Origin of the sequence: Turicimonas muris (genome assembly GCF_002221595.1) — a bacterium.
GTDB classification, from domain to species: Bacteria; Pseudomonadota; Gammaproteobacteria; order Burkholderiales; family Burkholderiaceae_F; genus Turicimonas; species Turicimonas muris.
In genome coordinates, this window is the sequence record NZ_NHMP01000003.1 from 28777 (window position 1) to 54750 (window position 25974).

Sequence of the window (25974 nt, forward strand, 5' to 3'; positions counted from 1 at the left end):
AGAACTAAGGCAGGATCGCATTTTTATATCAGTTCTAAAGACCTGATATTAAAAATGCATCAGCACCTCGCTGTCGCTCGGTCGAAAATTGGAAATTTTCGGCTGTCCTGCCCACCGCTATCGCGGTCGAAACCTTTGGTTTCGGGGATCTTCAAAAATCATTGAGTAACTAATTCTGAGGTCTTTTCAGTTACGAAATCATCAACAGTTTTCAAAACTAGTTTTTTCAATGCAGCCGTCAAGTTTCCTAAAAATTCAAAATCGGGCTGACCGTCTTCTAAAGGTAATGTTACAAAGTCATGCTTTATTTTTTGCGAACTAATACTATTGCCCCAAGAGTACTTATGCCTCAAGCTCAGGTTGATACAGGTTGCCAACCCGAGGAGGATGTCCTTATGAGAGTATTTCTTTTCTTTAAGGTATAAGGCTAAATTGTGGCTGTCATTAGAGAAGAAATCTTTTTCTTGATACGAGACAACAAAAGTTTTTCCTCCAATAAAAACACAGTTTCCTTTATTTAAAAATGAAGGATCATAAGAAATAAAACTGTTTACTCCATTATTTTCGGCACTTGCACTGAGATAAGGAGTCGAGCCAGAGTTTGAGATGATTTCTCTTGAGAGAAGGCTACTGGTGTTTCTAATATTAAAGATATCAGTAACTTTAAAATTTTTAAATTTTTTTGTTTTTAAGCTTTCAATCGCAAGAGTTTCTTCCTTCGTAAAGCAAAAATCGGGCGCCCCGGAGGCAGCAAGATAATTTTTCAAAACCTCTAAAAATTCAATTTCTAGTTGTCTCATAAATGAGTTTATAAAGTCAAAATCAATTTGATTATCTTCTCGTACTGGAAGATTAAAAATTTGATTGCCAATTGTTTTGACATTAAATCTTGAGCTTCCCCAAGAAAAATTTGAAAAAGCTTTATTCAATGAACTTATAAAAAATAGAGCTTCTTTTTGTTCAAACTGCTGCAACGTTGACTTTAAGACTTTTATTTTATCGCCTGTGAAGTAGGGTTCCTTTTGATAGAACAAAGTAGCTGTGTCTTGACCGAACGAAATTGTATTTCCTTCATTAAGGAATTTTTCATTTTCCTTAAGATAGCCTCGCTGCCCGTTATTGCTACCAGAACGGATGATGTATGGATGGTGACCACGTTCAAATACAGTGACTTTGTTGGCATCGAATCTTTTGATTGACGATTTGATTTCAAAGAGGTCCTTTAGATGAAATCCTCCCCACTTAGCCTGAACAAACCGATGGCTAAGTGGGGAAATCATTTTCCCAACAAAAAATTCTCCTCATGGTCGTTTTTAAGTAGATTAGTGATTTCCCACGCCAAGTAGTCAGAAATAGTTTTTTTGAAATCTTTTAATTTAGGTTGAGTATCAACCGGTGCGCTTTGATTCCAATCTGCTCCGCTTTTAGGATCAATCTTCCCTTCGTAATATTCTTTTTCTGTAAGGTACTTAAGTTTATCTTTGCCAAACCTCACAAGCTGTACAACCTCGTCATACCTTTCTTTAGCATGGTCCGTATCTTTCAGGTTGACGCTGGCCTTTTTACGGTTTGTCCGAGTGTATCCGTCATTAGAAAAGTCGATGAACTTTACAGTGTCATCAGCTTGATGTGGCTCATTGACGCGGAAAACATAAACATAGGTTTGCACGTTAGATTTTCCGATAAACAAGTCAATTGGCATTTTGATACTTGCCAATAAAGTATGTTTTTTTAGGATTCTGCGGTTGTAATCAACTGCCTTACCGTTGCCAGATGACCCTTGAATAATGATGGCTGCGTATCCTTTGTTCATCATTCCAAGAGCTTTTTCTACAAAAATCATTCCGTTTCCAGCGGCAGAATAAGGTGGATTGAGGACAAAGGCGCTGGCTGGGAATTTTTCAGTTATTTTCCCGAAGCCATATTTTCCGTCAAAATCGTGCAATGAATCTTTATTAAGAATGTTGGAGCTGCCGTCCCCCATGAGAATCATGTTGAGGATAGCCAACATATAAATGCTCGGAAGCACCTCTAAACCGAGTAGCTGTTCGGCCCTAATAGTTGCTTCCTTCCGGGCCAATTCGTCAGGGGAAGTAATATGGTTTTTTGCATCTATCAACATCTCGTTCATAGCCGCAACCAATAATCCGGCAGAACCAGTGGCAAAGTCCCAAACATAGGAATTCCTATCCACTCTGGCTAACTTAACTAGAAGTTTTGCAACGTAGGAAGGTGTTAGAACGACATCGTTTAATTTGTCTTGAGAAAAACCAAGCCAACCATACATTTCATTAAAGAGTTTGCCGGTAAAGTCTGTTGTCAATCCGATTTTGTAATAACGGCCAAGGTCATCGACGATTTTATTAGGCTCTGTTCAGAGTAAGTATTGATATTAGTTGTCGCGCCTCCATTTAAGGGGTATTTTTAAGTTAAGGAGGTACCCTATGTTTACCACAGCAGTAGATAAGCTCCTTTCGCAGTTTTTTGCCTTAAGCGCTGAAGAAAGATCTTGCATTCTGGAAGTTCTCGTTGATAGCCAACCCATTAACAACTCCGATGGAGTCGAAAGCTTTCTAAGCAAGAGGCTCGATGTCAGCCGGTCAGGTCGGCCCGCCTGTCCGCACTGCAGCTCATTAAAAGTTGTAAAAAACGGCAGACACTGTGGGACTCAACGCTTTATATGTCGAGATTGCAGCAAAAGCTTTGGTTGGAGCAGCGGGTCCTTTTTCAACCATTGCAAGAAAGAAATTTCTCAATGGTTCAAATACGTCCAGTGCTTCATGGACCGGCTTCCTCTCAGAGAGTGCGCACGAAGGTGCGGAATTTCCTTGGATACCTCTTTCAAGTGGCGCCATCGGCTGCTAGACGGCTTACAAAAGATACACAACTCGGTAAAACTGACAGGCGTCGTCGAAGCTGACGAGGTCTACTTTTCGATCAGCTACAAAGGATCAAGAAAATTTTCGGCTCAGCCCGCCGGCAGAGAACCGAAAAAAAGAGGAATGCGTTCCACGAAAAGAGGCCTGTCTGATGAGAAAGTTTGCGTGCCGACAGCCGTAAACCTAGAGGGAAAGAGCACAGGCGTGGTTTGCAATCTTGGGAAACCCACAACCGCGAATCTCAAAACTGCTTTAGGGTGCAAGATTCTTCCCGGTTCCACTCTTGTAACGGACAGTCTTGGAGGTTACCCCTTGCTAGCCGAATCTTGCAAGGCTAAACATGTTCAAATTCCGTCAAAGAAACACAAGAAAGGAATCTTCAATATCCAGCTGATTAATTATTACCACTCCGCCCTCAAGGCAATGACAAATATCCGGTTTAGAGGGGTTGCCACTAAGTATCTCAACAACTACATCGTTTACAACAACTTTGTGACCTTTGCCAAAGAGAGTTTCATGGAAAAAATTAAGATCCTGAAGAATGAAATTTTTACTATCGGAGTTGAGGAAAGAAGTTTTTCGGTAAATATCTCTAAACGGGATCCATTGCCGTTACTCAAAGATCAATACTTACTCTGAACAGAGCCTTTTATTAAAGACTCTTTTAAGCTGGGTTTCCCCAGCAGTGATTTTGTTTAAGTTATCACTGGTTAGAGTATTTTGAAGAGTTCTGATGATCAGTTCTTTTTTTGTTTCCGGCAGAGCCTTTTCTGTCAAAAATGCCTTAATTTTCCTGAGAATAATTTCTCCGTCAGTTTCACCGGATTCCGGGGAGGATTTAAGATCTTCTTTCTCCAAAGGCTTTACTTTTCCGGGAACTCCAAGAGTGGCGATGATGGAGGAGGCAACGAGATAAACCCGGTCATCTTCAGACAAGTTTTTTTCGTTCTGATAAATGTCGTTGTTTAACTTGACTAAGCTGGCTTTAATTTCTTGTTCTTTTCGCTCTCTTAATTGCTCTAGTTGTTCAGCGCTGATATTTAAGGTTTTAACTTTCTCAATAAACTTGTCAAATTCGGGGGGGGGTAAGAATGATAGATCTGTGTATTCCCCGACTTTTTGTCCTACACCCAAATTATTTTTAGAGACGTAATAAACCGCAATTGAGTGTTTTAGTTTGCCCAGCTCGTCTTTGTAACCCGTCATCCCAATGGCAATGATATCGGTGTAGCTCGTATGGTGGAGCAGAGCGTTTGCATAGTGGACAGCACCGTTTACCGCAAAAGATTTGATGTTTGAATAGTTAGGTTCATTCCGAGCTGTTAAGTTGTCAATGTTCCCGCAAGAGTCGAGTTTTTCAAGCTTACCCTTATAGCCTTTGTATTCGATAAGAACGGGCCAATAGTTGAGGTTTTTATCTTGTAGCAGCAGTTTTGCGTCAGGTCTATTTCCTCCTTTTCCTCCGCTTTTGGATAAATATTCGTCCAGTGCCTTGTCGATTTCTGTGTTTAACGGCTCTTGTTCAAGTTTGTAGTCTAAGTTATAAGATTTCATCCACCCGTTAGCCAGATCGGCAATAAGCGGTTCTACAGATCGAACTTTATTTTTGGTAACTGTTTTAGTCATGCGAAAAGAAAGATTTCATTTTTTAGTCAATGGTCCTAAGAAAAGACCGCCCCGTTACCATTCTAAAGAATTGTGTATTTGCTTTTCACTGCTATAGGAGCTGGGTACAAAACTTTCCCCATTCCTCCATTATGTTCCTGCGTTCTTGCTCCATTTTGCTTCTGTCGTAGGCTCCTTTATAAGGATCATTCCGTTCGTGAAGCATATTGAGATTTATGGCCTCTTTATCGAATTGTTTGTTATTCCCGAGCACGTCATCCTTTGCCCAAGTTTCAAAACAGCTGCGAGCAGTCGCGTGCTGAGTAGCGATACATTCCTTTCCGGTTCTTTTTGATTTTTCCTTGTCGATCCAGCCGATTCCGTCCAGAAGTTTCTTTCTTGCGTGGGCTTTCCGAATGAGTTGATTCATAGCCATATCGGAATAGGGCCTTCCGTAGGAATTACAAAAAACATATGGACTTTCACTGAACCGAACAACATTCTTGAGTAGCGTAACAGCTGCTTCGTTTAAGAAGATAGTCCGGGAACGTTTTGAGCCTTTAACCTTGTCATCTTCCGGCGGCACATTCCAAATTTTTTTCCCAATATCAATATCTGACCACTTGGCATTTCTAACAGGCTTAGATCTGGCAGCTAGAAAAATCGAAAATAGAAGCATCTCGGCTGTTCTGCTTCTCAGAGTGTTAATGTCTTTTACAAACTCAGGAATTTCGTGAAAATCTAACCCGGAAAAATTTTCCTCTTCCTTTCTGTTTTTATTGTATGGCTCCATTAAGACCCCAAGAGCTCCAGAAAGATCAGCCGGATTCTCGCGATTTTCTCTGATACGAAGTGCGATTGCCCATCGTAAAATAGCTCTAACGTCAGCGAGAACTTTTGAAGATGTAGAAGGACTCCTGTTCCAAACAGGGAGCAGAAGGTCCCTAATATCTTCCGGTTCGATACTCTCGATTGCCTTTTCACCGATTTTCGGGAAAACATGGTTCGATAATCTGCTTAATGTATTAGCTTCTCCTTTGACATTGTTTTTCCAGAAATTATTGGTGGCTCTTTCTTTAACCCAATCAAGTGCACATTCTTTGAATGTCTTACGGTTAACTTCTACGGTGCATTCTTCCTTTCCAGCGGTTTTTTGTTCTTTTGGGTTTGTTCCTTTACGGACCAGCTCAGAGAGCTCGATAGCTTTTTTTCTGGCATCCGAAAGAGAAACCGAATCGGATGTGCCTATCTTGAAGAGTTGTCTTTTCCCTTTCCATGAATAGCGGAAATAAAACTCTTTGCCGTATTTGGTGACACGCAATTGAAGGCCTCGGCTTCCGGTAATTGAATAATATCCTTCCGCCGTTAGATTTTTGATTTCTAAGACCGTTGAAACTTGCATCCAAAAACTCCAAATTCAAAGTGGTCACTAAGAAGAAAAAACTCAAAATTTAGTGACCAGTTTAGTGACCATTTAGTTGCGGCTGCATGCGAACTCATGCGAACTTATACGAACAACGCTTGTTACAATTGTTTCGCAACTTTCTGAATTTTAGGGGATTTTTGAACGCATACGAACTTATGCGAACTAATGAATGGCGGAGAGGGGGGGATTCGAACCCCCGAAACCTTTAAAGGGTTTACACGCTTTCCAGGCGTGCGCCTTAAACCACTCGGCCACCTCTCCGTAAAGAAGTCAGCATTGTATACAAATTTTTTTCGTTTGTCATCTCTGCCGAATAAATTTATTTCGCCCTAATTGTGACAAATTCTCTACCTCCCCAAAAAACTAATAAAAACAAAAACTCCGGAATTCCTCGTTCCAGAGGCTTTGAAAAGCTTTTTCTCTCAAACTTAAAAAAGCAGAAAGAGATACAGCTGTTACTTACTTCTTAAAAGAGAATTTATTCTTTTTAGTTGTAATTTTGATGCCGTCAGAAGAACCGACAATTAAAACATCCGCTCCTCTCTTGGCAAAAATTCCGCAGGTAACTAGGCCTGGTAATTGGTTAATGGCTTCCTCGAGCTTTAAAGGATCTTGGATCTGTAAACCGGACACATCAATAATGTTGTTTCCGTAATCAGTGATGCATTCTCTGACTTTAGGAACTCCCCGAATACCTTCCATAGATTTTTTAATTTGTTCCACTGCCTTGGGAAGAACTTCTAACGGCAGAGCAAAAGCGCCGAGCTGTTTCACAAGTTTTGTATCGTCGGCAATACAAACAAATTTATCACTGGCCTGAGCAACGATTTTTTCGCCTGTAAGAGCGGCGCCGCCACCTTTAATCATGTTGAAATTGGCATCAATTTCGTCGCAGCCGTCAACATAAACAGGAATTCTTCCTTGAATTTCATTCAGCTCTACTACCGGAAAACCAAATGCTAACAGCTGTCTTGTAGTTGCATCTGAACTGGAAACACAGGCTTTAACTTTTTTCCCCGATTGCTGAAGAGCGGCAATAAAAAAGCTTACTGTCGTACCGGTACCAACCCCTAAATATTCATTTTCAATAACATAGTCGACTGCAGCCTTGGCAGCCAGCTCTTTCTTTCTTGCCTGCTCATCCATTGTTATTTGTCCTTAAGTTAGGTAAAAACTACATGTGATTTTATCCTCTTGAGCGAGTTTTCTCTAAAACAAAATTTGTTTTCGCCGTTGGTCTTTCAAATCAGAATATATTTTGGTTATATACTTTCAGACCTTAGCGATAATAAAGTTTCTCATGAGCGAAGCCCACTCTACTTACAGCAGTCAGATAATGGACCGTTTTGGTGAATCTGTCACCGCTCTTAAAAAACAATCTAAATTATCTACTGAAATCGCCCCTTTCATTTGGGCGATAGCGGTCCTTCTTATTGTTATCTTTGCCGCTTTATATATCAATGTTCGGACAAATAACGAGACCATCCTAAGAACGAACATTATGAAAAGCACAATCCAGGTGGCAAACAACATTGAGCTGAGATTGACTTCGACCAGCTCAACCATGGCCAGGGTTATTGAGAAATTAGAGCAAGAAGGCCCCAACAAAGAAGTCTTCGATAAATACGGCCGAGAATTTTTACTCCAAAACCCTGAGGTTATTCTCTTAAGACTCATTGAGCCCAATGGAAAAGGAATCACTTCTCTCGTAGGACCGCGTATTCGAAACGAAAGTTTCCGACAATATAACTATCTTGATTATCCGCCCGTAGTAAGAGACAGTATCCGAGACGCATTTGCTACTAAACGAGTCGTTTACAGCAGCTATTGGGAAATCCCATATGATTCAACCTCTCCTAATACGGTAATTATCTATCCGTTTACATTGAATGAAAAAGAATACGCACTCCTCGCCCGTATTTCTCTTTCTCGACTTCTTGAGGAATCTGTTCCCAATATTCTTCGGTCAGATTACGAATTTAGCTTGATGCACGGAACAGAATTAATCGCAGGCAACGCTCTTTACAATCCTCCTGACGACTTCACAATTCCAAGCTATATTCGTTCCGCTGACCCTCTTCCCTCTTCTATTCAGCTCTATGGCTGCAATCTTGTAGAAAGTCCTTTAATTTTTGCCAGCCCTTTACTCTTTTGGCTTGGCAGCTTGATGTTGTTCCTCCTCTTGTTGCTGTTCTTTTTATATAAAAAGATGGTGCAGAATCAAAACGCATTGGATGCGGCAACAAAGGAAGTTGAATTACGAAGATCAATCGAGCGCTCTATGCTGATGGGAGTTCTGATCACGGATATGAACTCAACCATCATCTATCTCAACCAGTCAATGTGTAATCTTTGCGGTTACTCAGAAAACGAACTTCTCGGAAAAGAAAGTCCCTATCCTTTCTGGGGAGATTCAACTCCTCTCCCCTCTACAATTCTTTCAGCTAAAGACTTGAATGCTTCCGAGCTTCCGTATCGGTTCGATATCACTATTCGGAAAAAGAACTCTCAGAAGATCAAAGGAATGCTCTTAGCTTCGCCTTTCTATTCGCAAGATGGAGAGCAATCGGGCTGGATTTACTTGATTCGCGATAATACAAACGACTTTAATTCTCAAACATTGATCAATGACGCGATTGCGTCTTATGAGAAACTCCTGAATTCCGTGAATTCCTGTATCTCTGTAGTCACTCACAAGCCTTCGGGAAATATTCTTGGAATGCGCAATGACTTATATGTGGAAACGATGGGTTCTACAGTTAAAGGGCACCAAGATATTTCGCGCTCTTTCCATGAACCGTTTAATGCAGAGGGTAAGCGCACGGGAGACATCTGGGTCTCCTCGATGAAGAAATGGTTCAACGTCTCAGAGAGCAGAATTACACTTCCCGGCGGATCTCACGTAACGCTCCAAACTGCGCAAGACATCACTGATAAGAAAATCAGTGAAAAAACCCTAGAGGAACAAACAAACAAAATGGAGATTTCATCCCGGTTAATTACACTGGGTGAAATGGCCTCTACGATTACTCATGAAATCAACCAGCCACTCACGGCGATCGTCGCTTATACGAGTACCGCTATCGAAGTGATGGACAACGCTTCTGAGGTAAATAAAAAGCAGGTTATTGAAGTTTTCCAAAAAGTTGCCGCTCAGGCTACCCGCATCGACAAAATTATTAAAAACATCCGCTCCTTTGCTAAGAGACGTTCAACTAGCCTTGAACCGATTCTTCTCGGAAATGTTCTTAACGATACGATGGAACTGGGAAAACTTATTGAAAAGAAATACAACGGTGTTCGTCTGAATTACGAAGTTCCGAAAACTCTTCCGACAGTTATGTGCGATCCGGTACAGCTGGTGCAGATTCTTCTTAATCTCATCCGCAATGCAGCAGATGCATGTACTGAGGCAAAGAGTCCGAATTTAGAAATCACCGTCAGAGTCACAAAAGAAGAAGATCACGTAGCGATTGCTGTTGAAGATCATGGACCGGGAATAAACGACACCATGAAGGCAAGTTTATTCACTCCATTCTTCTCCACTAAAAAGAACGGACTCGGTCTCGGTTTGAGTACGTGCCAGACTATTGCTGAAGCCCACAATACAAGGCTTGAAGTTAGAGATAACCCAGGAGGCGGAACAATATTTTCCTTCGAACTTAAAATCGTTGCAAATAATTAGAAAATCTTAGAGAAAACTACTTATGATCTGAACTTTAGTGAAAATTTTTTGAATTTTTTTATCATTATCCCACGGGTAATACCCGCGGGGTATTTATAAAAAGTATATAATTAGGGTAGCTCAAATTAGTTAGCATTCTAGCGTGAGCAGCGAACCTTAAATTTAAAAATCTTCGTATAAACTTTATTGAGAATAATTTCTGAAAGGCGTACAGATGATTCAGATGACCTCGAAAAACTACACTCAAGACAATCTTGAGACATTAGGTGTCGTCTATATAGTAGAGGATGACGAAGCTGTTAGAGACTCTCTTAAGTGGCTCTTAGAAGCATCTAGCTATCGCGTCGAACTTTTCGACAGCGGCGAGATGTTCCTTGCTAAATTCGATCCCAATGCTATCGCAGTTCTCGTATTGGACGTAAGAATGCCGGGTATGAGCGGTCTTGAGGTTCAAGAACACTTGATTGCCCGTAAATGCGACATCCCAATTATCTTTATTTCCGGACATGGTGATGTCTCCATGGCTGTCTCCACCTTGAAGAAAGGAGCTGTCGACTTTATTGAAAAACCTTTCGACCAGGCTGCTTTGCGTTCTCAGGTTGAAAGAATGCTCCAGGAAGCCAGACAGAGACGCATCAGAGCAGAACGCCGCTCTCTTAACGATGCCTTGTTAAGTAAGCTTACGCCGCGTGAACAACATGTTTTAGAGAGAATCGTCAGCGGCCGCTTGAACAAACAAATCGCCTCTGACCTTGGAATTTCTATCAAGACTGTAGAAGCTCACAGAGCATCCATCATGGATAAAACAAACTCAGGCACAGTTGCAGATTTGATGAGAGTGGTTCTTAATGCCAACAAGGCTCCCTTAAAAGATAGCTCCATTAGCTAAGACTTCAAAACAGATGACTAAACGAGAAGGCCGCGCCTTCTCGTTTTTGTTTAGACTCTCAGAACAACATATGGAGTAACAGATGACCGCACAGCTAATTAACGGAAAAGATTTATCTCAGCAAATCAGAAAAAACATTAAAGAAAAAGCCTCTCAATTAACGGAAAAGTACCGTCAGCCCTGTCTGGCTGTCATTTTGGTAGGTGAAGATCCGGCCAGCCAAGTTTACGTACGAAATAAAGTTAAATCATGCGAGGACTGCGGCATCAAGTCCATTCTTCAGAGACTTCCTGCCGACTCCACGGAAAAAGAAGTTATAGATTTAATTAATGCCTTAAATCAGGACAAAGAAGTAGACGGAATCCTCGTTCAGCTGCCTCTTCCTAAACATATTTCCGAACAAAAAATCATCGAAACAATTGATGTAGCGAAAGACGTTGACGGATTCCATCTCCATAACGTCGGCGCATTATCTTGCGGACTTCCGTGTTTAAAACCGTGCACGCCTCACGGGGTTATTAAGATGCTCGAATCCGCTAATATCGATTTGGAAGGCAAGCTCGCCCTCGTCTTAGGCAGAAGCAATATCGTCGGGAAACCGATGGCACAGCTTCTGCTCGAAAAGAACGCAACAGTCATCCTTGCTCACAGCAAAACACGTAATCTTCAGAAACTAACTCTGCAAGCTGACGTCATTATCGCTGCGGTCGGCCGCCCTCTTTTCTTAAAAGCCGAGATGGTGAAGCCGGGGGCCGTTGTTATTGATGTTGGCATTAATAGAAATTCGGAAGGAAAACTATGCGGCGATGTTGACTTTGAAAATGTCAAGGAAACGGCCGGATTCATTACACCGGTGCCGGGAGGCGTTGGTCCCATGACCATTACGATGCTTCTTGAAAACACTCTAATCGCTGCTGAAAACAGTTTCCAAAAAAAGGAAAATCAATGACAAATCAAAAATATGCTCTTTTAGATGTCGTTAAAAACAAGGACAAGCTTATTCCGTTCGATCATTTAGACGAAGAATCATTTAATCCTGCCATCCTTGAGTTAATCGCCAAGGTCAAAGAAACAACAAACGGCATAACCGAATCTAAGAGTGCTCCTTCTTGGAACAACATTATCGACAAGCTTGATGATGCGGAAGAAAATTTAAATTTTGGCTGGACGATTATCTCCCACTTAAACAGCGTTAAAGATACCCCTCAGCTTCGCAAGATCGTCAATGAACTTTTGCCCTCTATTTCCGAGCTTTACAGCTGGTTAGGACAAAATGAAGAGCTTTATGCAAAGTATAAGGAGCTCAGAGACTCTGATGCGGGAAAACAGCTCAACAAGACCCGTCAACGAATTCTGAAAAGGCAAATAACAGGGTTTGTTTTGTCCGGTGCCGAACTCTCCAAAGAAGATAAGACAAAACTCAGTGCCATCAATGAAGAAAGCTCTCAGCTCTCCCAGAAATTTTCTGAGAATCTTCTTGACTGCACAAACGATTTTTCTTTGTATCTTCCGGAAGAGACAACACAGTTGGAAGGAGTACCGGAATCTGAAAAGCAGTTGTTTAAACAGCAGGCTCAAAAAGAAGGTAAAGAAGGTTACAAGATTACTTTACACATGCCCAATTACCTTCCTATCATGCAGTACGCTGCTGACAGAGATCTAAGAGAACAGCTTTACCACGCTTACAGTACACGTGCTTCCGAATTCAGTCCAGCGGGAAAAGATAATGCTCCGATTATTGAGAGACTCCTGGAACTGAGATCTCAAGAAGCCGCTTTGCTTGGTTATAAAAATTTCGCCGAAGTCTCTTTAGTCATGAAGATGGCAGATTCTCCGGAAGAAGTTATCAAGTTTCTAAGAGAGCTTGCCTCTAAGGCAAAACCGGCTGCAAAGAAAGATATGGAAGAGCTTCTGAAATTTGCCAAAGATGATCTGAAGCTCGAAGATCCTAAGGCTTGGGATTTAACTTATGCCAGCGAACGCTTGAGAGAGAAAAAATATTCTTACAGCGATCAGGAAGTTAAGCAATACTTTACGGAGCCCACCGTCTTTAAGGGTCTATTCGGTCTAGTTGAGAAACTCTTCGGGATTCAAGTGGAGGAAACAAAAGCTCCTGTTTGGGCCCCTGAAGTCAAGTATTTTGTCATTAAAGACAAAGCCGGAAAAGAAATCGCCTCCTTCTATGCAGATCTTTACGCAAGAGAAGGCAAGCGAGGAGGTGCCTGGATGAACGACCAGAGAACCCGCAGAGAGGTCAACGGGAAAATTCAAACACCGATTGCTTATTTAGTTTGCAACTTCTCCGCTCCTGTCGGTGATAAACCTGCCCTCCTCACTCTCAACGATGTTGAAACACTTTTCCACGAATTCGGCCACGGCCTCCACCACATGCTTACTAAGCAAACGGACTTGTCTGTTTCCGGTATCGCCGATGTGGAATGGGATGCCGTGGAAATGCCGAGCCAGTTTATGGAAAACTTCGTTTGGAATTGGGACATCATCCAATCCTTAACTTCACACGTGGAGACCGGCAAACCAATGCCGAAGAAATTGTTTGACAAGATTGTCGCAGCTAAGAACTTCGAAGCGGGAATGGCAAATGTTCGTCAGATTGAATTTGCCCTCTTCGATATGCTCCTGCACTGTGACTATGATCCGACGACTTGCACCGTTCAGGAGCTCTTAGATGCCGTAAGAAAAGAAGTGGCAGTTGTTTTTCCACCGAAATATAACCGTTTTGCTAACTCTTTTTCTCATATCTTCGCCGGCGGGTACGCAGCGGGTTATTACAGCTATAAGTGGGCTGAAGTACTTTCTGCGGATGCATTCTCCTTATTTGAAGAAAAAGGTATCTTCAATTCGGAAGTTGGACAGAAGTGGCTGACAGAAGTTCTTGCCGTCGGAGGTTCGCGCCCCGCTAAAGAAAGCTTCAAAGCCTTCCGTGGCAGAGATCCCTCTCCGGACGCATTACTGCGTTCATATGGACTGCTGGATCGTTAGTCTTTAGGCCTCTGTTCCGGCAGAGGCTGCTGCTTCTGACAAATTCGGAAGAATTTTTCTTTTATCTGCCGTTTTCTTCGATAAAAATGCGTTTTTACGAGATTTTTATGAAATGCAAAATTACCACTTGGAACGTTAACTCTCTTAAAGTAAGAAAGCCCCACGTTCTCCAATTTTTGCAAGAAGAGTCACCCGACATTCTTTGTCTTCAAGAACTTAAACAACCAACTGAGGAAGTAGATATCCGGGCCTTTGCTGAACTTGGCTACAGCACCGAAGTCTTTGGTCAAAAGACTTACAACGGTGTAGCCACACTGACAAAAAAAAGCGTTTTTTCTGAATGCACTGACATCATCAAAAACCTTCCTAATTTTGAAGATCCACAGAGCCGTCTTTTGGCAATGACAGTTCTTTTAGACGGACTACCATTACGCATCGTTAACGGATACTTTCCCAACGGAGAAACAACAGAAAGCGAAAAGTTCCCTTATAAGTTGAAGTGGTTAGACAATTTGACAGCTTGGCTGGAAAAAGAACTGAAGCAATATCCGAACTTAGTACTGCTCGGAGACTTCAATATTGCTCCCGAAGACAACGATGCCAAACATCCGGAAGAGTGGAAGCACACAGTCCTTTGTGTTCCGGAAGTCCGTCAAAAATTTAAGAATCTTCTGAACTTGGGATTGGTCGACAGTTTCCGTCAGCATGACCAGCCAGAAAAGATCTATTCTTGGTGGGACTACCGTATGAAAGCTTTCCAGAGAAATCTTGGTCTGAGAATTGACCATATTCTTATCTCTGAACCTTTGACAAAATTCAACCGCTCAGTTGTCGTTAACAAGAACTTTCGTGGGTTGGAACGACCGAGCGATCATGCTCCGGTTACTTTGACCTTAGAACTTTAAGCGAATGCCGAGACGTCCCGGCATTTAGCTCATTCGGCAAGTTCTTCCATTTTTCTTGCGCGAAGCTGACCGCAGCCGCCCTCCACCTCTTGCGCGGCAGAATGTCGATACTTCAATAGGACGCAGCCTTTTTTCAGACGCTCAGCTATAGAAAGCATAGCTTCATCGGAAGGACGCTCATAAGGACTCCCAGCAATTTTATTAACGGGAATCATATTGAGAATGGCCTTTTGTCCCTTCCACAAGAAAATAACATTCTCAACTTCTTCGTCTCCGTCATTCACACCGTCAATCAACGTCCATTGAAATTGCACGGGATAACCGCCAGCTTTGGCATATTCAGCTGCGAATGCCATCATATCCGCAACCGGCATCGGCTGAATATTAGGCATTAATTGCTTCCTTTTTTCATCAAACGTTGAATGCAAGGACAAGGCTAGAGCCGGCTTAACTTTAGAGGCCATAATGGCATCGAAAAGCCTTCTGTCCCCCACGGTAGAAAGAACCAAGTTCTTATAAGAAATACCGGAATACTTCGCTAAAAAGTTGATGGAAGAAAGAACTCTCCTAAGGTTGTGAGAGGGCTCTCCCATTCCCATAAAAACCACTTTCTTAATCAGTTGATATCGCCTGGCAATTTCGACCTGAGCCAAAATTTCTAAATCGCTCAATTGACGAATTAGGCCGAACTTCCCCGTCATGCAAAACACACAGCCTACAGCGCAGCCGACCTGAGTGGAAACACACACTCCGCCACGTGGAAGAATTACCGACTCGATTAATTGTCCGTCATGAAGCTTCAAAACCAACCTTGTGCCGTCAGAGGGCGATGAACATTCCTCTACGACTTCTGCCAGTTTATTAAGTTCTTCCTTGTATTTTTGTGCAGCTGCTTGGACGGAAAACGGCAAACGAGGTGTACGCGCAGTTGGTGCTTTTCGAAGAATCCACTGGCGCCAAAAATGATCTATATGTACCTGAAGCGCTCCATTTTGGAGGAGCGCTTCTTCAACTTCTCTTATTTCCATTAATCAATAACAACTTTTATTGTTTAGAACTTTATTCCAAGTTGTACTCTTGTATTTTTCTTGTCATGGTATTACGGCCGATTCCTAACTTCAAAGCGGCTTCAACCTTCTTTCCCTTTGTTTCAGCCAACGCCGTTGTTAAAACAATTTTTTCGAAGGTTTCCGTCAGCTGCTTCATTAAGTTGGGCGTAGCAGCCTCCAATTGCTGACTGACCGCTATTTTAAGGTTTTCCGTCCAATCAAAGCCGTTAATCGGCAGCTGCGCATCAGAAACCAGTGTATTTTCTTGTGTCCGGCAGTCATGGGATTGGGCTTCTTCTTTCTCCTTATTGAAATCTTCCGGCAAATCTGCAGGCGTGATAATTTGCGCAGGTGCCATTACCGTCAGCCAATTGCAGACATTTTCTAACTGACGGACATTACCGGGGAAATCGAATTTTGCAAGAATATCCATGGCTTCTTTACTGATGCCTTTTGGCTCCACGTTGAGCTGTTTTGCGGACTTAGATAAGAAGTACGGCACCAGCAAAGGAATATCTTCTTTTCTTTCACGAAGCGGCGGAAGACGCAAACGAATTACATTAAGACGATGAAATAAATCTTCTCGGAAGTTGCCCTCTTTCACCATCTTTTCTAAATTTTGATGAGTTGCGGCGATCACGCGGACGTTTGCTTTAATAGGCAGATGACCACCAACACGGTAAAAATATCCGTCCGATAGAACTCTCAGAAGACGAGTCTGGAGCTCGAAAGGCATATCGCCGATTTCATCTAAAAACAGAGTTCCTCCCTCTGCTTGTTCAAATCTGCCGTGTCGAATATTGTTGGCTCCGGTAAATGCCCCCCTTTCATGGCCAAACAATTCACTTTCCATCAATTCGCGTGGAATAGCGGCCATATTCAAAGCAATAAAGCCTGATTTTGCACGAGGACTATGATGATGCAGAGCACGGGCCACTACTTCTTTACCAGACCCAGACTCTCCGGTAAGCAATACGGTAACATTGCTCTGAGAGAGTTTTCCAATCGCACGGAACACTTCCTGCATGGCCGGAGCCTGCCCAATGATTTCCGCATCGAGAGGAAGAACTTCAGATGTTTGCTCATCGGCCGTTGACTCTGCTATCGCTCGTTCAATCAGCTCAATGGCTTTGCCGATGTCAAAAGGCTTCGGAAGATATTCAAATGCGCCTCCTTGGTAACTGGATACGGCACTGTCAAGGTCAGAGAAAGCGGTCATGATAATGACAGGAAACTTCCAGTCCGCATTCTTCTTAATTTCGGAAAGAAGTTCCAGTCCGCTTTGATTCGGCATTCTGATGTCGCTAACCAGAACGGAAGGAGTTTCTGTTTTCAGCGCATTTAGAACTTCGTCAGCACTTTGAAAGGTCTGGACCGGGATTTCTGCTTTTTGAAGCGCCTTTTCTAAGACCCAGCGAATCGACCGATCATCATCAACAATCCAAACTTTTTTCATAATTCCAGAGGGAACAGCAGACTAAAATCTGTCTTCCCTTTCCTACTGTAAACTTCGATTGAACCCCCGTGCTGCTCTACGAAGGAATGGACTAATGACAGACCAAGCCCGGTGCCTCCCGCTTTTCCTGTCACCAACGGGAAAAAGATACTTTCCTGGAGTTCCGGAGGAATTCCGGGACCGTTGTCTACGATATGAATATTCAAAGCTGTCTTGTGGCGCAATGCACCAATCATGACATGATGAACAACTCGAGTTGAAATAGTCAGCTGTGCGGTATTTTCTCTAATTTGCTCTTCAAGTGCTTCAACTGCGTTGCGTAAAAGATTCAAAAAAATCTGGGTTAGCTGACCTCTGTCACCATCGATTTCCGGAACACTTATATCGTAGTCCCTGACGATGGTCAGGCCGGAAGAAAACTCGGACTCTATAAGAAGCCTTACTTTTTCTAATATCTCATGGATATTGGTTTTAGAGGGTTTATAGGGCTGACGGTACGGAGCAAGGAGTTTATCTACCAAACCTTGCAGTCTGTCTGCTTCGCTGATAACCACACGGGTATATTCTTTCTGTTCTTCATCCTTGAGATCGAACTCTAAAAGCTGAGTAGCTCCCCTAATTCCTCCGAGAGGATTTTTAATTTCATGGGCTAAATTCCGCAACAAACGCCTTGTATTCTCTGACAAGTCGTTCATGTGTTTATTATGATTCAGCAGCAAAGAATTCTTCGCCGGCTGCAGCTCAATGATTAAGAGCTGATCTTCCTCAGGCAGAGGATGAACGGAGGCATAAACCTGAACCAGAGCACCGGGACGAAGAATGAGCTCGGTGAGTTCAGCATGCACCGAAAACAGAGAGGAAGGATTCTTTTTATAACTTCCAATCCACTCTCTGGCTTTCGGCAAAAAAGAAGACACTGGGAAACCGAATAGAATTTTATTAGAACGTCCGAGCAGAGATTCACAAGCAGCATTTACATACTCGATCATGCCGTTTACATCTACAATCAGTACGCTTGTTGAGAGGAGATTTAAGCCACCGATTTTGTCAGTGTCTAACTTCATGGATGATAATCCGGGTTAAAAAAGGGCATCCGAGTCTTGCGATGCCCTTTTTTTCAGTCAAAAGATTTTAACTATTGGGCGTAATACATATCGTACTCTTCCGGAGTAACGGCAAGCATGACTCTTTCAACGTCCTGACGTTTGACGTCAATGTAGGCTTGAATCATGTCTTCGGAGAATACGCCGCCGGCTGTTAAGAAGTCATGGTCAGCAGCAAGACTGTCGAGAGCTTGTTCTAAAGAAGAGCAAACGGTCGGAATCTTGGCGTTTTCTTCTGGAGGAAGGTCGTAAAGGTTCTTATCAGCAGCTTCGCCCGGATGAATCTTGTTCTGGATACCGTCAATGCCGGCCATTAACAAGGCAGCAAAGCAAAGATATGGGTTGGCCATCGGATCCGGGAAGCGAACCTCAACGCGGCGAGCTTTATCGCTGGCTACGTACGGAATACGCAAAGAAGCAGAGCGGTTACGTGCGGAATAAGCCAATTTAACAGGAGCTTCGAAACCCGGAACCAAGCGGCGATAGCTGTTTGTTGTCGGGTTAGTAATAGCATTTAATGCCCTGGCGTGTTTGATAACGCCGCCGATATAGTAAAGAGCCATTTCAGATAAGCCGGCATAACCGTTGCCTGCAAACAAGTTCTTGCCGTCTTTCCAAATGGATTGGTGAACGTGCATACCGGAACCGTTATCACCGACCAATGGTTTCGGCATGAATGTAGCGGTATGACCCCAGTTTAAAGCGACATTCCAAACAGTGTATTTGAGAATCTGTGTCCAGTCAGCACGTTTTACCAATGTGCTGAACTTAGTTCCAATTTCGCATTGACCTGCGCCGCCCACTTCGTGGTGATGTACTTCAACAGGTACACCCTGTTCTTCGAGGCAGAGGCACATCGCAGCACGCACATCGTTAAGGCTGTCTGTCGGTGCAACCGGGAAGTACCCGCCTTTAACTGCAGGACGGAAACCTGGATTTCTGCCTTCCATGTCTTCCTTGTTGGACCAGTGGCCGCGGTAAGAGGAAACCTTAAAGAAGGACTTGTCCATGGATGTTTCCCAAGAAACACCGTCAAAAATAAAGAATTCAGGTTCCGGACCGAAGAACGCTGTATCACCAATGCCTGTGCTCTTGAGATAGGCTTCTGCACGTTTGGCAACGGAACGAGGATCCCGTTCATAACCTTTACCGTTTGCAGGATCAACGACGTCGCAGGTAAGGATAAGTGTTGGTTCTTGAGTAAACGGATCCATTCTTGCGCTGTCCGGATCCGGCATCAACAACATATCGCTAGCTTCGATGCCTTTCCATCCGCGGATTGAAGAGCCGTCGAATGCATGGCCCTCCTCGAATTTGTCTTCATCAAATGAAGAAACAGGAACGGAAACATGCTGTTCTTTGCCCATAAAGTCACAAAAACGAAGATCCACGAATTTAACCTCCTGATCCTTGATCAGGTCCATTACATCGTCAGCTGTTTTAGCCATCATTTTCTCCTAACTGAGTAGCATGTGTATTAAGAAGTTAACCAACCATATGCAAAAACCGTGCCAACATTTTCAGTGATAACTCTAAATAGCGATGACCACGTTGGTGCATGAAAGCCGCGGCAAAAATACAGAGCAATCTTCTTCGTACGAAAAGCACCATTTTAGTGCATTTGCGCCTATTTAGTGCACAGGAACTCTTCCTGTACGCAATTTAAAAAGTTCCAACCTGTTTCCGTTGTTTTTAAGAGATTTGGGGTTTTGACAAGCATGCCCACATTTTGAAGCTTCTCTACGGTGGACCGAATGGATGCATAAGAGAGGAAAGTTCTTTTTTCCCAAAGTTCTGTTGGTACACCTTCCCTTAATCGAAGAACATTGAGCATAAATTCAAAGGGTATATCCTCTTGAGGTGTCTTAATATCTTTCACGAGCCCGGTGCCTCCTGAATGAACCTTTTCTTTCCAGAGTTCCGGATTCATCGCACTAACCGTTCTCCAAATTTGTTTATCCCGCGTCAGTTTGCCATGTGCTCCCGGCCCTATCCCGAAATAATCTCCATACTGCCAGTAATTCAAATTATGGCGGCATTGGAATCCGGGCCTTGCATAACCGGAAATTTCGTAATGCTCCAATCCTTTTTGAACTAACGATTCGGCAACCAAGTCGCTCATGTCTGCTCTGATATCATCATCGGGCAAATTAGCCGGCTCATATTTACCGAAATAAGTGTTAGGTTCGATAGTAAGCTGATAGTAAGAAAGATGGGGGCTGCCAAAGCTCAAAGCAGTTGAGATATCTTTTTCCAATTCGTCAAAAGTCTGCCCAGGCAAAGCAAACATTAAGTCAAGATTGAAATTATCAAAAATCTCAGCCGCTGCGGCAGCTGCTCGCTTGGCTTCTTCGCTTGAGTGAATTCTTCCGAGAACTTTAAGCTTTTGATCGTCAAAACTTTGTATTCCAATTGAGAGGCGATTGATTCCTGCCTTTCTGTACCCTGCAAAGTTCTTATATTCAAAGGTTCCAGGATTCGCCTCCATGGATATTTCAGCGTTCGGCGCAATATCAAAGTTTCGATGGAGTCCATCAAGAATCTGAGAAATAGACGATGGAGACAGCAACGACGGAGTTCCGCCTCCAAGGTAGATTGTTGAAATCTGCCGACCTTCTCCCCGGTGTGAGAGCCTCCCAACACTTAAGAGGAGGTTTTTCACGTATTCACTTTCGGAATCTTTTTCTCTCTTAAATTCATGAGAATTAAAGTCACAATAAGGACACTTATGAATACACCACGGCCAGTGAAGGTAGACAGATAAAGGAATCATTGTTATTTCCAATTATTGATAATGAGTTCTTTCATCTGCTGCATTGCTTTGCCTCGATGACTGACAGCGTTTTTTTCCTCTGCGGAAAGTTCAGCAGCATGCTTACCCAGTGCAGGAATAAGAAAATAAGGATCGTAGCCGAAGCCGCCCGCGCCTTTTCTTTCTTGGCTGACTTCACCTTCCCATCTGCCTACAGCGATGAGAGGCTCAGGATCGTCTGCACTACGAACGGCAGTCAAAACGCAAACGTAATGGGCTCGTTTATTGTTTTGAGTCTTCATCAACTCAAGCAGCTTCTGGTTGTTCTTTTCATCATCGGCATCTTCTCCGGCGAATCGAGCACTGAAAACACCCGGAGCCCCTTGTAATGCATCTACGCAGATACCGGAATCATCGGCAATTGCCGGCAGCCCAGACTTTTTGGAAGCATGACGGGATTTTGTCAAAGAATTTTCAATGAAAGTAAAAAAAGGCTCTTCTGCAGAAGGAATATTAAGACTTCCCTGGGAAACGACTTCTATTCCCAAAGGGGCAAGAAGTTCGTTCATCTCTTTCATTTTTTTCTTGTTATTACTTGCTAAAACAATCTTATTCAACATCTTTATTCCTGATTTTGAACCTTCATCAATTCTTTAATACCATTCTTGGCCAATCGGATTAAAGTGCCTAATGTCTCTTCGTCAAACGGGTCTCCCTCTGCGGTCCCCTGAACTTCAACAAACTTATTTTCACTTGTCATCACAACATTCATGTCGATATCGCAAAGATGATCTTCTTCATAATCCAAATCGCAGACCGGCAGTCCGCGAAAGACTCCGACAGACAAAGCTGCAACTTGAGCTTTGATTGGATTTCCAATAATAAGCCCTTCTTTAAGAAGTTTTTCAACAGCATCTTTTAAGGCCACATAAGCCCCGGTAATAGAAGCACACCGTGTACCTCCGTCCGCTTGAATGACGTCGCAATCGATCTTAATTGTTCTGGTCCCCAGCTTCTCCATATCCACAACTGCACGAAGAGAACGTCCAATCAAACGTTGAATTTCTTGAGTTCTTCCACTTTGTTTACCTTTTACTGCTTCTCTATCCGTTCTGGTTCCGGTAGCACGCGGAAGCATTCCGTACTCTGCCGTGACCCAGCCGCGGTTCTCATCTTTCATCCAACCGGGAACTTTTTCTTCTACTGAGGCAGTACAAATGACTTTGGTATTACCCATTTCAATAAGCACGGAACCTTCTGCGTAACAAGTGAAATTCTTTGTAATTCGAACCGGTCTGATTTGTTCAGGAGTCCGGCCGCTCGGCCTTACTACAGTCTCCATCTATGCCTCCACAAAGTATTTACGTTTACTAATAGTGTGATAGTTTTAGAATAGAGCAATTTTAGAAGATTCAAGGACATAAAAATGAGCAACAATATCTACAGCATGACAGGCTTCGGCTCAGTCTCTGCGGATACAGAAATAGGAACTCTTCAAATCGAGTTAAGAGCTGTCAATTCAAGATTTTTAGATTTCTACTACAACGCCGCGACAGACGGCTTGCGTTCTCTGGAACCCAAAGTCAGAAAACTTATTGGCGATAGTGCTGACATCAAAAGAGGAAAAGTCGAATGCAAAATTTACATTTCCAATAGAACTTGTCCATTGCAGAACATCAGCTCCGTCAACATAGAAGCTATTAAAAATCTTCACGATCTTTCTAAAAAAATAAAGAAAGTCGTCAAAGTCAAAGACATGACTATCGGGGAAATCTTGAAAGTGCCGGGAATTTTCAATGATCAGACCGACGTCAATGCGAAAGTTGAAACGGCTGTATTAGCCGGTTTTCAGGAATGCATTAACCGTTTCAATACTTCTCGAAATGAAGAAGGAAACAAATTGGCTGAAATCATGCTGCGTCAATGCGATGAGATTGAAAAGCTGGTCAAAGAACTTCAGCCGAAAGTCCCTGAAATCATTAATGCACTAAAGGCTAAACTTCAAGCACGACTTGCTGAGGCATTAACCGATGAACTAAGCAATAAGAGCTCTCTGACTGCCGAAGAAGTCAACGACAGAATCAGAATGGAAGTCACTCTTTTTGCAACCAAGATTGATGTTGCCGAAGAAATGGATCGATTGCTGACCCATGTCTTTAAGATTCGTGCCGCTGTTAAGGAAGGAGGATCCTTGGGCCGCAAGTTGGATTTCATTATTCAAGAGCTCAATAGAGAAGCCAACACTTTAGCTAGCAAAGCTAGTGCTATTGAAATGACCGACACGGCTGTAAAACTTAAGGTCGTTATTGAGCAAATGCGTGAACAAGTTCAGAACCTTCAATAAGACTTTTTTGTCTCTGAGAGGACCGCCTAAAACGGTCCTTTTTTCTTTTGAGTTTCTTTTATCTTGCCTTTCTGTCCATAGGCTTCACTTCCCAAGAAATTAACCAAAAGGTGAATCCAATCCTCTCAGTTTTATCATGTACGAGGCTTGGAGTTTTGGTTATAAATAATGAAAGATGTCCTACAGGCAAAGACTTTTCACATTATTAGAAGGACAGCACTTCTATAGTAATTTCAATTACCAAGAGTCTTCATAAAAATTGAGCTTGAAACCGCAAGATTCCAAGCCTGACTTCCCATTAAACTAGGTGCTAATTTAACAATTTCTTGCTTATTCTTAATAACTTGCTGATTTAGTGCTCTTTTTGAGTTACGAATCAGCTTTTTTATATTTCATAGGTGATAATTATCTCCTATGAAAACCGATACTTCTCAAACAAATTTTGATCCTTCGGCTCAAGAAAAGTCTTTCATTGAGTCAGGCGTTATCTCACCCATCTTTATTAAGAACAATCATAGGATTAGATACGCAATTTTCTACAGAAATAAATGGGAAGGCTCTACTTGCCAGAAACAATTCCAGAAAACGGTAGGAAGAATTTTTGATGATGACTCAGTAGAGCTAGGCAAGAAATTCTTAAGTCAGTTTCCCGCTTTAAAGAACTGCAAGGCCACCTTATCTGGAAGAACAATACGTCTGGCCGGTCCAAATATTGCGGCGCTTCCACCTGTTGACCCCATGGCTCAACAACGTCAAGCTTTCTTTAATGAACTCGATCAGAACACTCGATTTTTTGCCGGAGCCTCCTATGTCTTGTGGCAAATAGCCCAACAAACCCATCTGCTGGCTGACCTTGAGGATGTATTTGGGAAAGACCGTGCGGCAGTTCTTCTGTCTTTGGCTATTTTCTTTGCCTCCGATGCGGGCGCCGTTGCCTCAGAATTTGAAATCTACAGCCATCACACTTGGCTGCCTTGCTCTCCCTTGAGCTCTCAGGAAGTCTCCGAAGTTTTTCAAAGCATCTTAAATCCAGAAGTCATGCGATTTCTTCACAAAAGGATTCAATACTCTAAATCTTCCGAGCAGAATTCTCTTTATTGGAGCTTTGATACCACCTCTATTTCTTCTTACTCTGAAACCATCCGAAAAACTGCCTATGGTTACAGCAAAGAAAACCCAGAACTGCCTCAGTTAAACTTGGGTCTGATCGTTTCCGAAAACTCCGGAGAACCTCTGTATTACAAAGTTCTGGAAGGTTCAATTTCTGATCCTCTGGCTTTAAGGCAGTTGTTGGTAGACACCGCTCAATTGGATACCTCCAACGTAAGCCTAGTCATGGATAGAGCCTTTAGCTCACCTTCTTTGCTTGACCAACTTTATAAGAACAATCTCGGATTTATCTGCGGCTCTAAGACCAACCTTAATTACTGTAAATCGGTTATTAACAGTTTTGCCAGGGAATTGCAGTTAGGAGGCTTGGATACATTCTTAGAAGAATATGGACTGCAAGCCAAAACATCTTCAACTACTTGGTCTTACTACGATCCCTCAACAGGTTATCGTGAAAGAAAGCCACTGTATATCCATGTTTATCTTGACCCTTTCCGTGCCGCCGGAGAAAGAGAAACACTTTTAAAAAAGCTGAAAAAACTGCAGGAAAAAATTCAAACTAAATCTCCCTTAAATAAACCGGAAGCAGACTTGCGTAAACAGTTCTTTATCAAGGGCTCTCTAGGATGGGCTTACGACAAAGAACTGTGGCAGCAAAATGAAAAACTACTAGGGCTATTCGTATTGGTGTCCAGCTCAGTATCTTCGGCAGCTGAAGCTTTGAGAATTTACCGGCAAAGAGACATCGTGGAGAAGAACTTCAATAATCTCAAAGAGAGATGTTCGGGACGCCGCATGCGTTGCCAGGAAAGCGCTTTAGAAGGAAAAGTATTTGTTCTATTTCTAAGCTTGATTTTGCTGATGAATTTAAAAATGCGTTTCCACCGGGCAAGAGAAGAAGAAAACTGTCAGGAAGAAAAAGCAAAATTTTTGCCCGATGATGTCCCAGACTTCTTAAGAAGCCTGAGTGTGATAGATGTCACAAGCCGGAAATCAGAAAACAATCAATTCTTTTATTGGTAAGGTTCCCATGGCTCGATAAGAGCCGTGGATTTTCCGGCATTAGCTCTCTGCTTGCAATTGTTTGTAGGTAGACGGAAGCCATGGCTCCCGACTTTGACACCAGATTCATCAAGAAATCTGCGGGAACCTAGGCTCCATCGAGGTTCCCAGACTTTATAAAAATTACGTCTGTGTAGCTAAAGTTTTTGCAATCGGCAAATGTAATTTCCTTCTTAGAGAAGACGGAGTTTCCACTCGATTGAGAGCGTCCAGCCCAAATACGGTGGACATTCGGTCAAACAACCCAGCCTCATACAGTCTTAAATAAAGAGGCACCTGAGGGTTAATATCATCGTAAACAACACTGGCGGTTTTGATGCTCTCAAGCATCTTGTCGTGTGTGATTTCTTCTTTGCCTAACTCCCTTTTAAGCATGAAGAGCATGTATTTTTCAATGACCAGGCTTATAAAACAACTAAGGAAGTGTCCATAAATGTGAGGATCCGTCCACACGAAGCACGGACGTGTTTCCAGATGAGTTTTTGAGACTCTAAAACAATCTTCAATTTGCCAGAGTTTTCGATAAATACTGGTTGCTTCATGAGGCGAAATTTCAAGATTCGTACAAATAACGTAATAACCGTCCCACTTGGCCTGTTCTTCAATTTTGTCCCAATTTATACGAGGAGAACCGGTCCCTTTAGGGATCGTAATAAGGGATTTATACCCGCAGCTTCGAAGTCTGTTTGGATCATCGACCGCCTCCCGT

The 25974-nt window shown here is 42.7% G+C and carries 20 protein-coding genes, 1 tRNA gene and 1 pseudogene; 8 read left to right on the forward strand and 14 right to left on the reverse strand.

Going from position 1 to position 25974, the window contains the following annotated elements; genetic code table 11:
- Nucleotides 1–158: 158 nt before the first annotated feature.
- A complete protein-coding gene (locus ADH67_RS05465) occupies nt 159–1280 on the reverse strand; it encodes a restriction endonuclease subunit S (RefSeq protein WP_066592861.1) in 1122 nt (373 codons plus the stop codon).
- Nucleotides 1277–2323 (reverse strand): HsdM family class I SAM-dependent methyltransferase, encoded by a 1047-nt coding sequence (locus ADH67_RS05470; RefSeq protein ID WP_236578512.1) that lies wholly within the window; start codon nt 2321–2323, stop codon nt 1277–1279. Before ADH67_RS05470 ends, ADH67_RS05465 begins: the two co-directional genes overlap by 4 nt.
- 121 nt (nt 2324–2444) lie before the next feature.
- On the opposite strand from ADH67_RS05470, the gene ADH67_RS05475 reads away from it, so the two are divergent.
- Nucleotides 2445–3518: an IS1595-like element ISBuba1 family transposase gene (locus ADH67_RS05475; RefSeq protein ID WP_066591293.1), complete on the forward strand. Its 1074-nt coding sequence runs from the start codon at nt 2445–2447 to the stop codon at nt 3516–3518.
- Here ADH67_RS05475 and ADH67_RS05480 read toward each other — a convergent pair.
- From ADH67_RS05480 to rpiA, 4 genes are all read right to left on the reverse strand, one after another.
- Nucleotides 3510–4505 (reverse strand): type II restriction endonuclease subunit M, encoded by a 996-nt coding sequence (locus ADH67_RS05480; protein ID WP_084081471.1) that lies wholly within the window; start codon nt 4503–4505, stop codon nt 3510–3512. The genes ADH67_RS05475 and ADH67_RS05480 overlap by 9 nt on opposite strands.
- Nucleotides 4506–4596: 91 nt before the next feature.
- Entirely contained in the window at nt 4597–5886 is a 1290-nt protein-coding gene (locus ADH67_RS05485) for a tyrosine-type recombinase/integrase (protein ID WP_066592863.1), read from the reverse strand.
- Between the two features lie 194 nt (nt 5887–6080).
- Nucleotides 6081–6171, reverse strand: a tRNA-Ser gene (locus tag ADH67_RS05490).
- Nucleotides 6172–6369: 198 nt separating this feature from the next.
- Entirely contained in the window at nt 6370–7056 is a 687-nt protein-coding gene (rpiA, locus tag ADH67_RS05495) for a ribose-5-phosphate isomerase RpiA (protein ID WP_066592866.1), read from the reverse strand.
- Between the two features lie 154 nt (nt 7057–7210).
- Here rpiA and ADH67_RS05500 point away from each other — a divergent pair, with 154 nt between their 5' ends.
- The 5 genes from ADH67_RS05500 (at nt 7211) to xth (ending at nt 14389) form a co-directional block, all read left to right on the forward strand.
- Nucleotides 7211–9595: a PAS domain-containing sensor histidine kinase gene (locus tag ADH67_RS05500; RefSeq protein WP_066592867.1), complete on the forward strand. Its 2385-nt coding sequence runs from the start codon at nt 7211–7213 to the stop codon at nt 9593–9595.
- A 223-nt stretch (nt 9596–9818) separates the two neighbouring features.
- A complete protein-coding gene (locus ADH67_RS05505) occupies nt 9819–10484 on the forward strand; it encodes a response regulator transcription factor (RefSeq protein WP_066595776.1) in 666 nt (221 codons plus the stop codon).
- 82 nt (nt 10485–10566) lie between these two features.
- Complete coding sequence (gene folD / locus ADH67_RS05510; RefSeq protein WP_066592868.1) at nt 10567–11433, forward strand: bifunctional methylenetetrahydrofolate dehydrogenase/methenyltetrahydrofolate cyclohydrolase FolD; 867 nt, start codon at nt 10567–10569, stop codon at nt 11431–11433.
- Nucleotides 11430–13484: a M3 family metallopeptidase gene (locus tag ADH67_RS05515; protein WP_066592869.1), complete on the forward strand. Its 2055-nt coding sequence runs from the start codon at nt 11430–11432 to the stop codon at nt 13482–13484. Before folD ends, ADH67_RS05515 begins: the two co-directional genes overlap by 4 nt.
- Nucleotides 13485–13591: 107 nt before the next feature.
- Complete coding sequence (xth, locus tag ADH67_RS05520) at nt 13592–14389, forward strand: exodeoxyribonuclease III (protein WP_066592872.1); 798 nt, start codon at nt 13592–13594, stop codon at nt 14387–14389.
- Nucleotides 14390–14418: 29 nt separating this feature from the next.
- On the opposite strand, the gene ADH67_RS05525 is transcribed toward xth, so the two are convergent.
- The 7 genes from ADH67_RS05525 to rph all read right to left on the reverse strand — a co-directional run bounded on the left by ADH67_RS05525 (nt 14419) and on the right by rph (nt 22091).
- A complete protein-coding gene (locus tag ADH67_RS05525) occupies nt 14419–15417 on the reverse strand; it encodes a radical SAM protein (RefSeq protein WP_066592874.1) in 999 nt (332 codons plus the stop codon).
- A gap of 31 nt (nt 15418–15448) precedes the next feature.
- Nucleotides 15449–16894, reverse strand: coding sequence for a nitrogen regulation protein NR(I) (gene ntrC, locus ADH67_RS05530; protein WP_066592877.1), 1446 nt, complete (start codon nt 16892–16894; stop codon nt 15449–15451).
- Nucleotides 16891–17958, reverse strand: coding sequence for a nitrogen regulation protein NR(II) (gene glnL, locus ADH67_RS05535; RefSeq protein ID WP_066592878.1), 1068 nt, complete (start codon nt 17956–17958; stop codon nt 16891–16893). The genes ntrC and glnL overlap by 4 nt, the downstream gene beginning before the upstream one ends.
- 71 nt (nt 17959–18029) lie before the next feature.
- Nucleotides 18030–19445: a type I glutamate--ammonia ligase gene (glnA, locus tag ADH67_RS05540; protein ID WP_066592879.1), complete on the reverse strand. Its 1416-nt coding sequence runs from the start codon at nt 19443–19445 to the stop codon at nt 18030–18032.
- 179 nt (nt 19446–19624) lie between these two features.
- Nucleotides 19625–20770: a radical SAM family heme chaperone HemW gene (gene hemW, locus ADH67_RS05545; protein ID WP_066592881.1), complete on the reverse strand. Its 1146-nt coding sequence runs from the start codon at nt 20768–20770 to the stop codon at nt 19625–19627.
- Nucleotides 20771–20772: 2 nt separating this feature from the next.
- Nucleotides 20773–21369: an RdgB/HAM1 family non-canonical purine NTP pyrophosphatase gene (gene rdgB, locus ADH67_RS05550; RefSeq protein ID WP_066592883.1), complete on the reverse strand. Its 597-nt coding sequence runs from the start codon at nt 21367–21369 to the stop codon at nt 20773–20775.
- 2 nt (nt 21370–21371) lie between these two features.
- Complete coding sequence (gene rph / locus ADH67_RS05555; RefSeq protein WP_066592885.1) at nt 21372–22091, reverse strand: ribonuclease PH; 720 nt, start codon at nt 22089–22091, stop codon at nt 21372–21374.
- 84 nt (nt 22092–22175) lie between these two features.
- Here rph and ADH67_RS05560 point away from each other — a divergent pair, with 84 nt between their 5' ends.
- Both ADH67_RS05560 and ADH67_RS05565 read left to right on the forward strand, forming a co-directional pair.
- Nucleotides 22176–23093 carry a YicC/YloC family endoribonuclease gene (locus ADH67_RS05560; RefSeq protein WP_066592887.1) on the forward strand — a complete coding sequence of 306 codons (918 nt, stop codon included), beginning with the start codon at nt 22176–22178 and terminating at the stop codon, nt 23091–23093.
- A 414-nt stretch (nt 23094–23507) separates the two neighbouring features.
- Nucleotides 23508–25226, forward strand: coding sequence for an IS1634 family transposase (locus tag ADH67_RS05565; protein WP_066592889.1), 1719 nt, complete (start codon nt 23508–23510; stop codon nt 25224–25226).
- A 162-nt stretch (nt 25227–25388) separates the two neighbouring features.
- Here the strand turns inward: ADH67_RS05565 and ADH67_RS13775 are convergent.
- Nucleotides 25389–25922, reverse strand: a pseudogene (locus ADH67_RS13775) (IS1634 family transposase); the annotation flags it as partial.
- Nucleotides 25923–25974 lie beyond the last annotated feature (52 nt).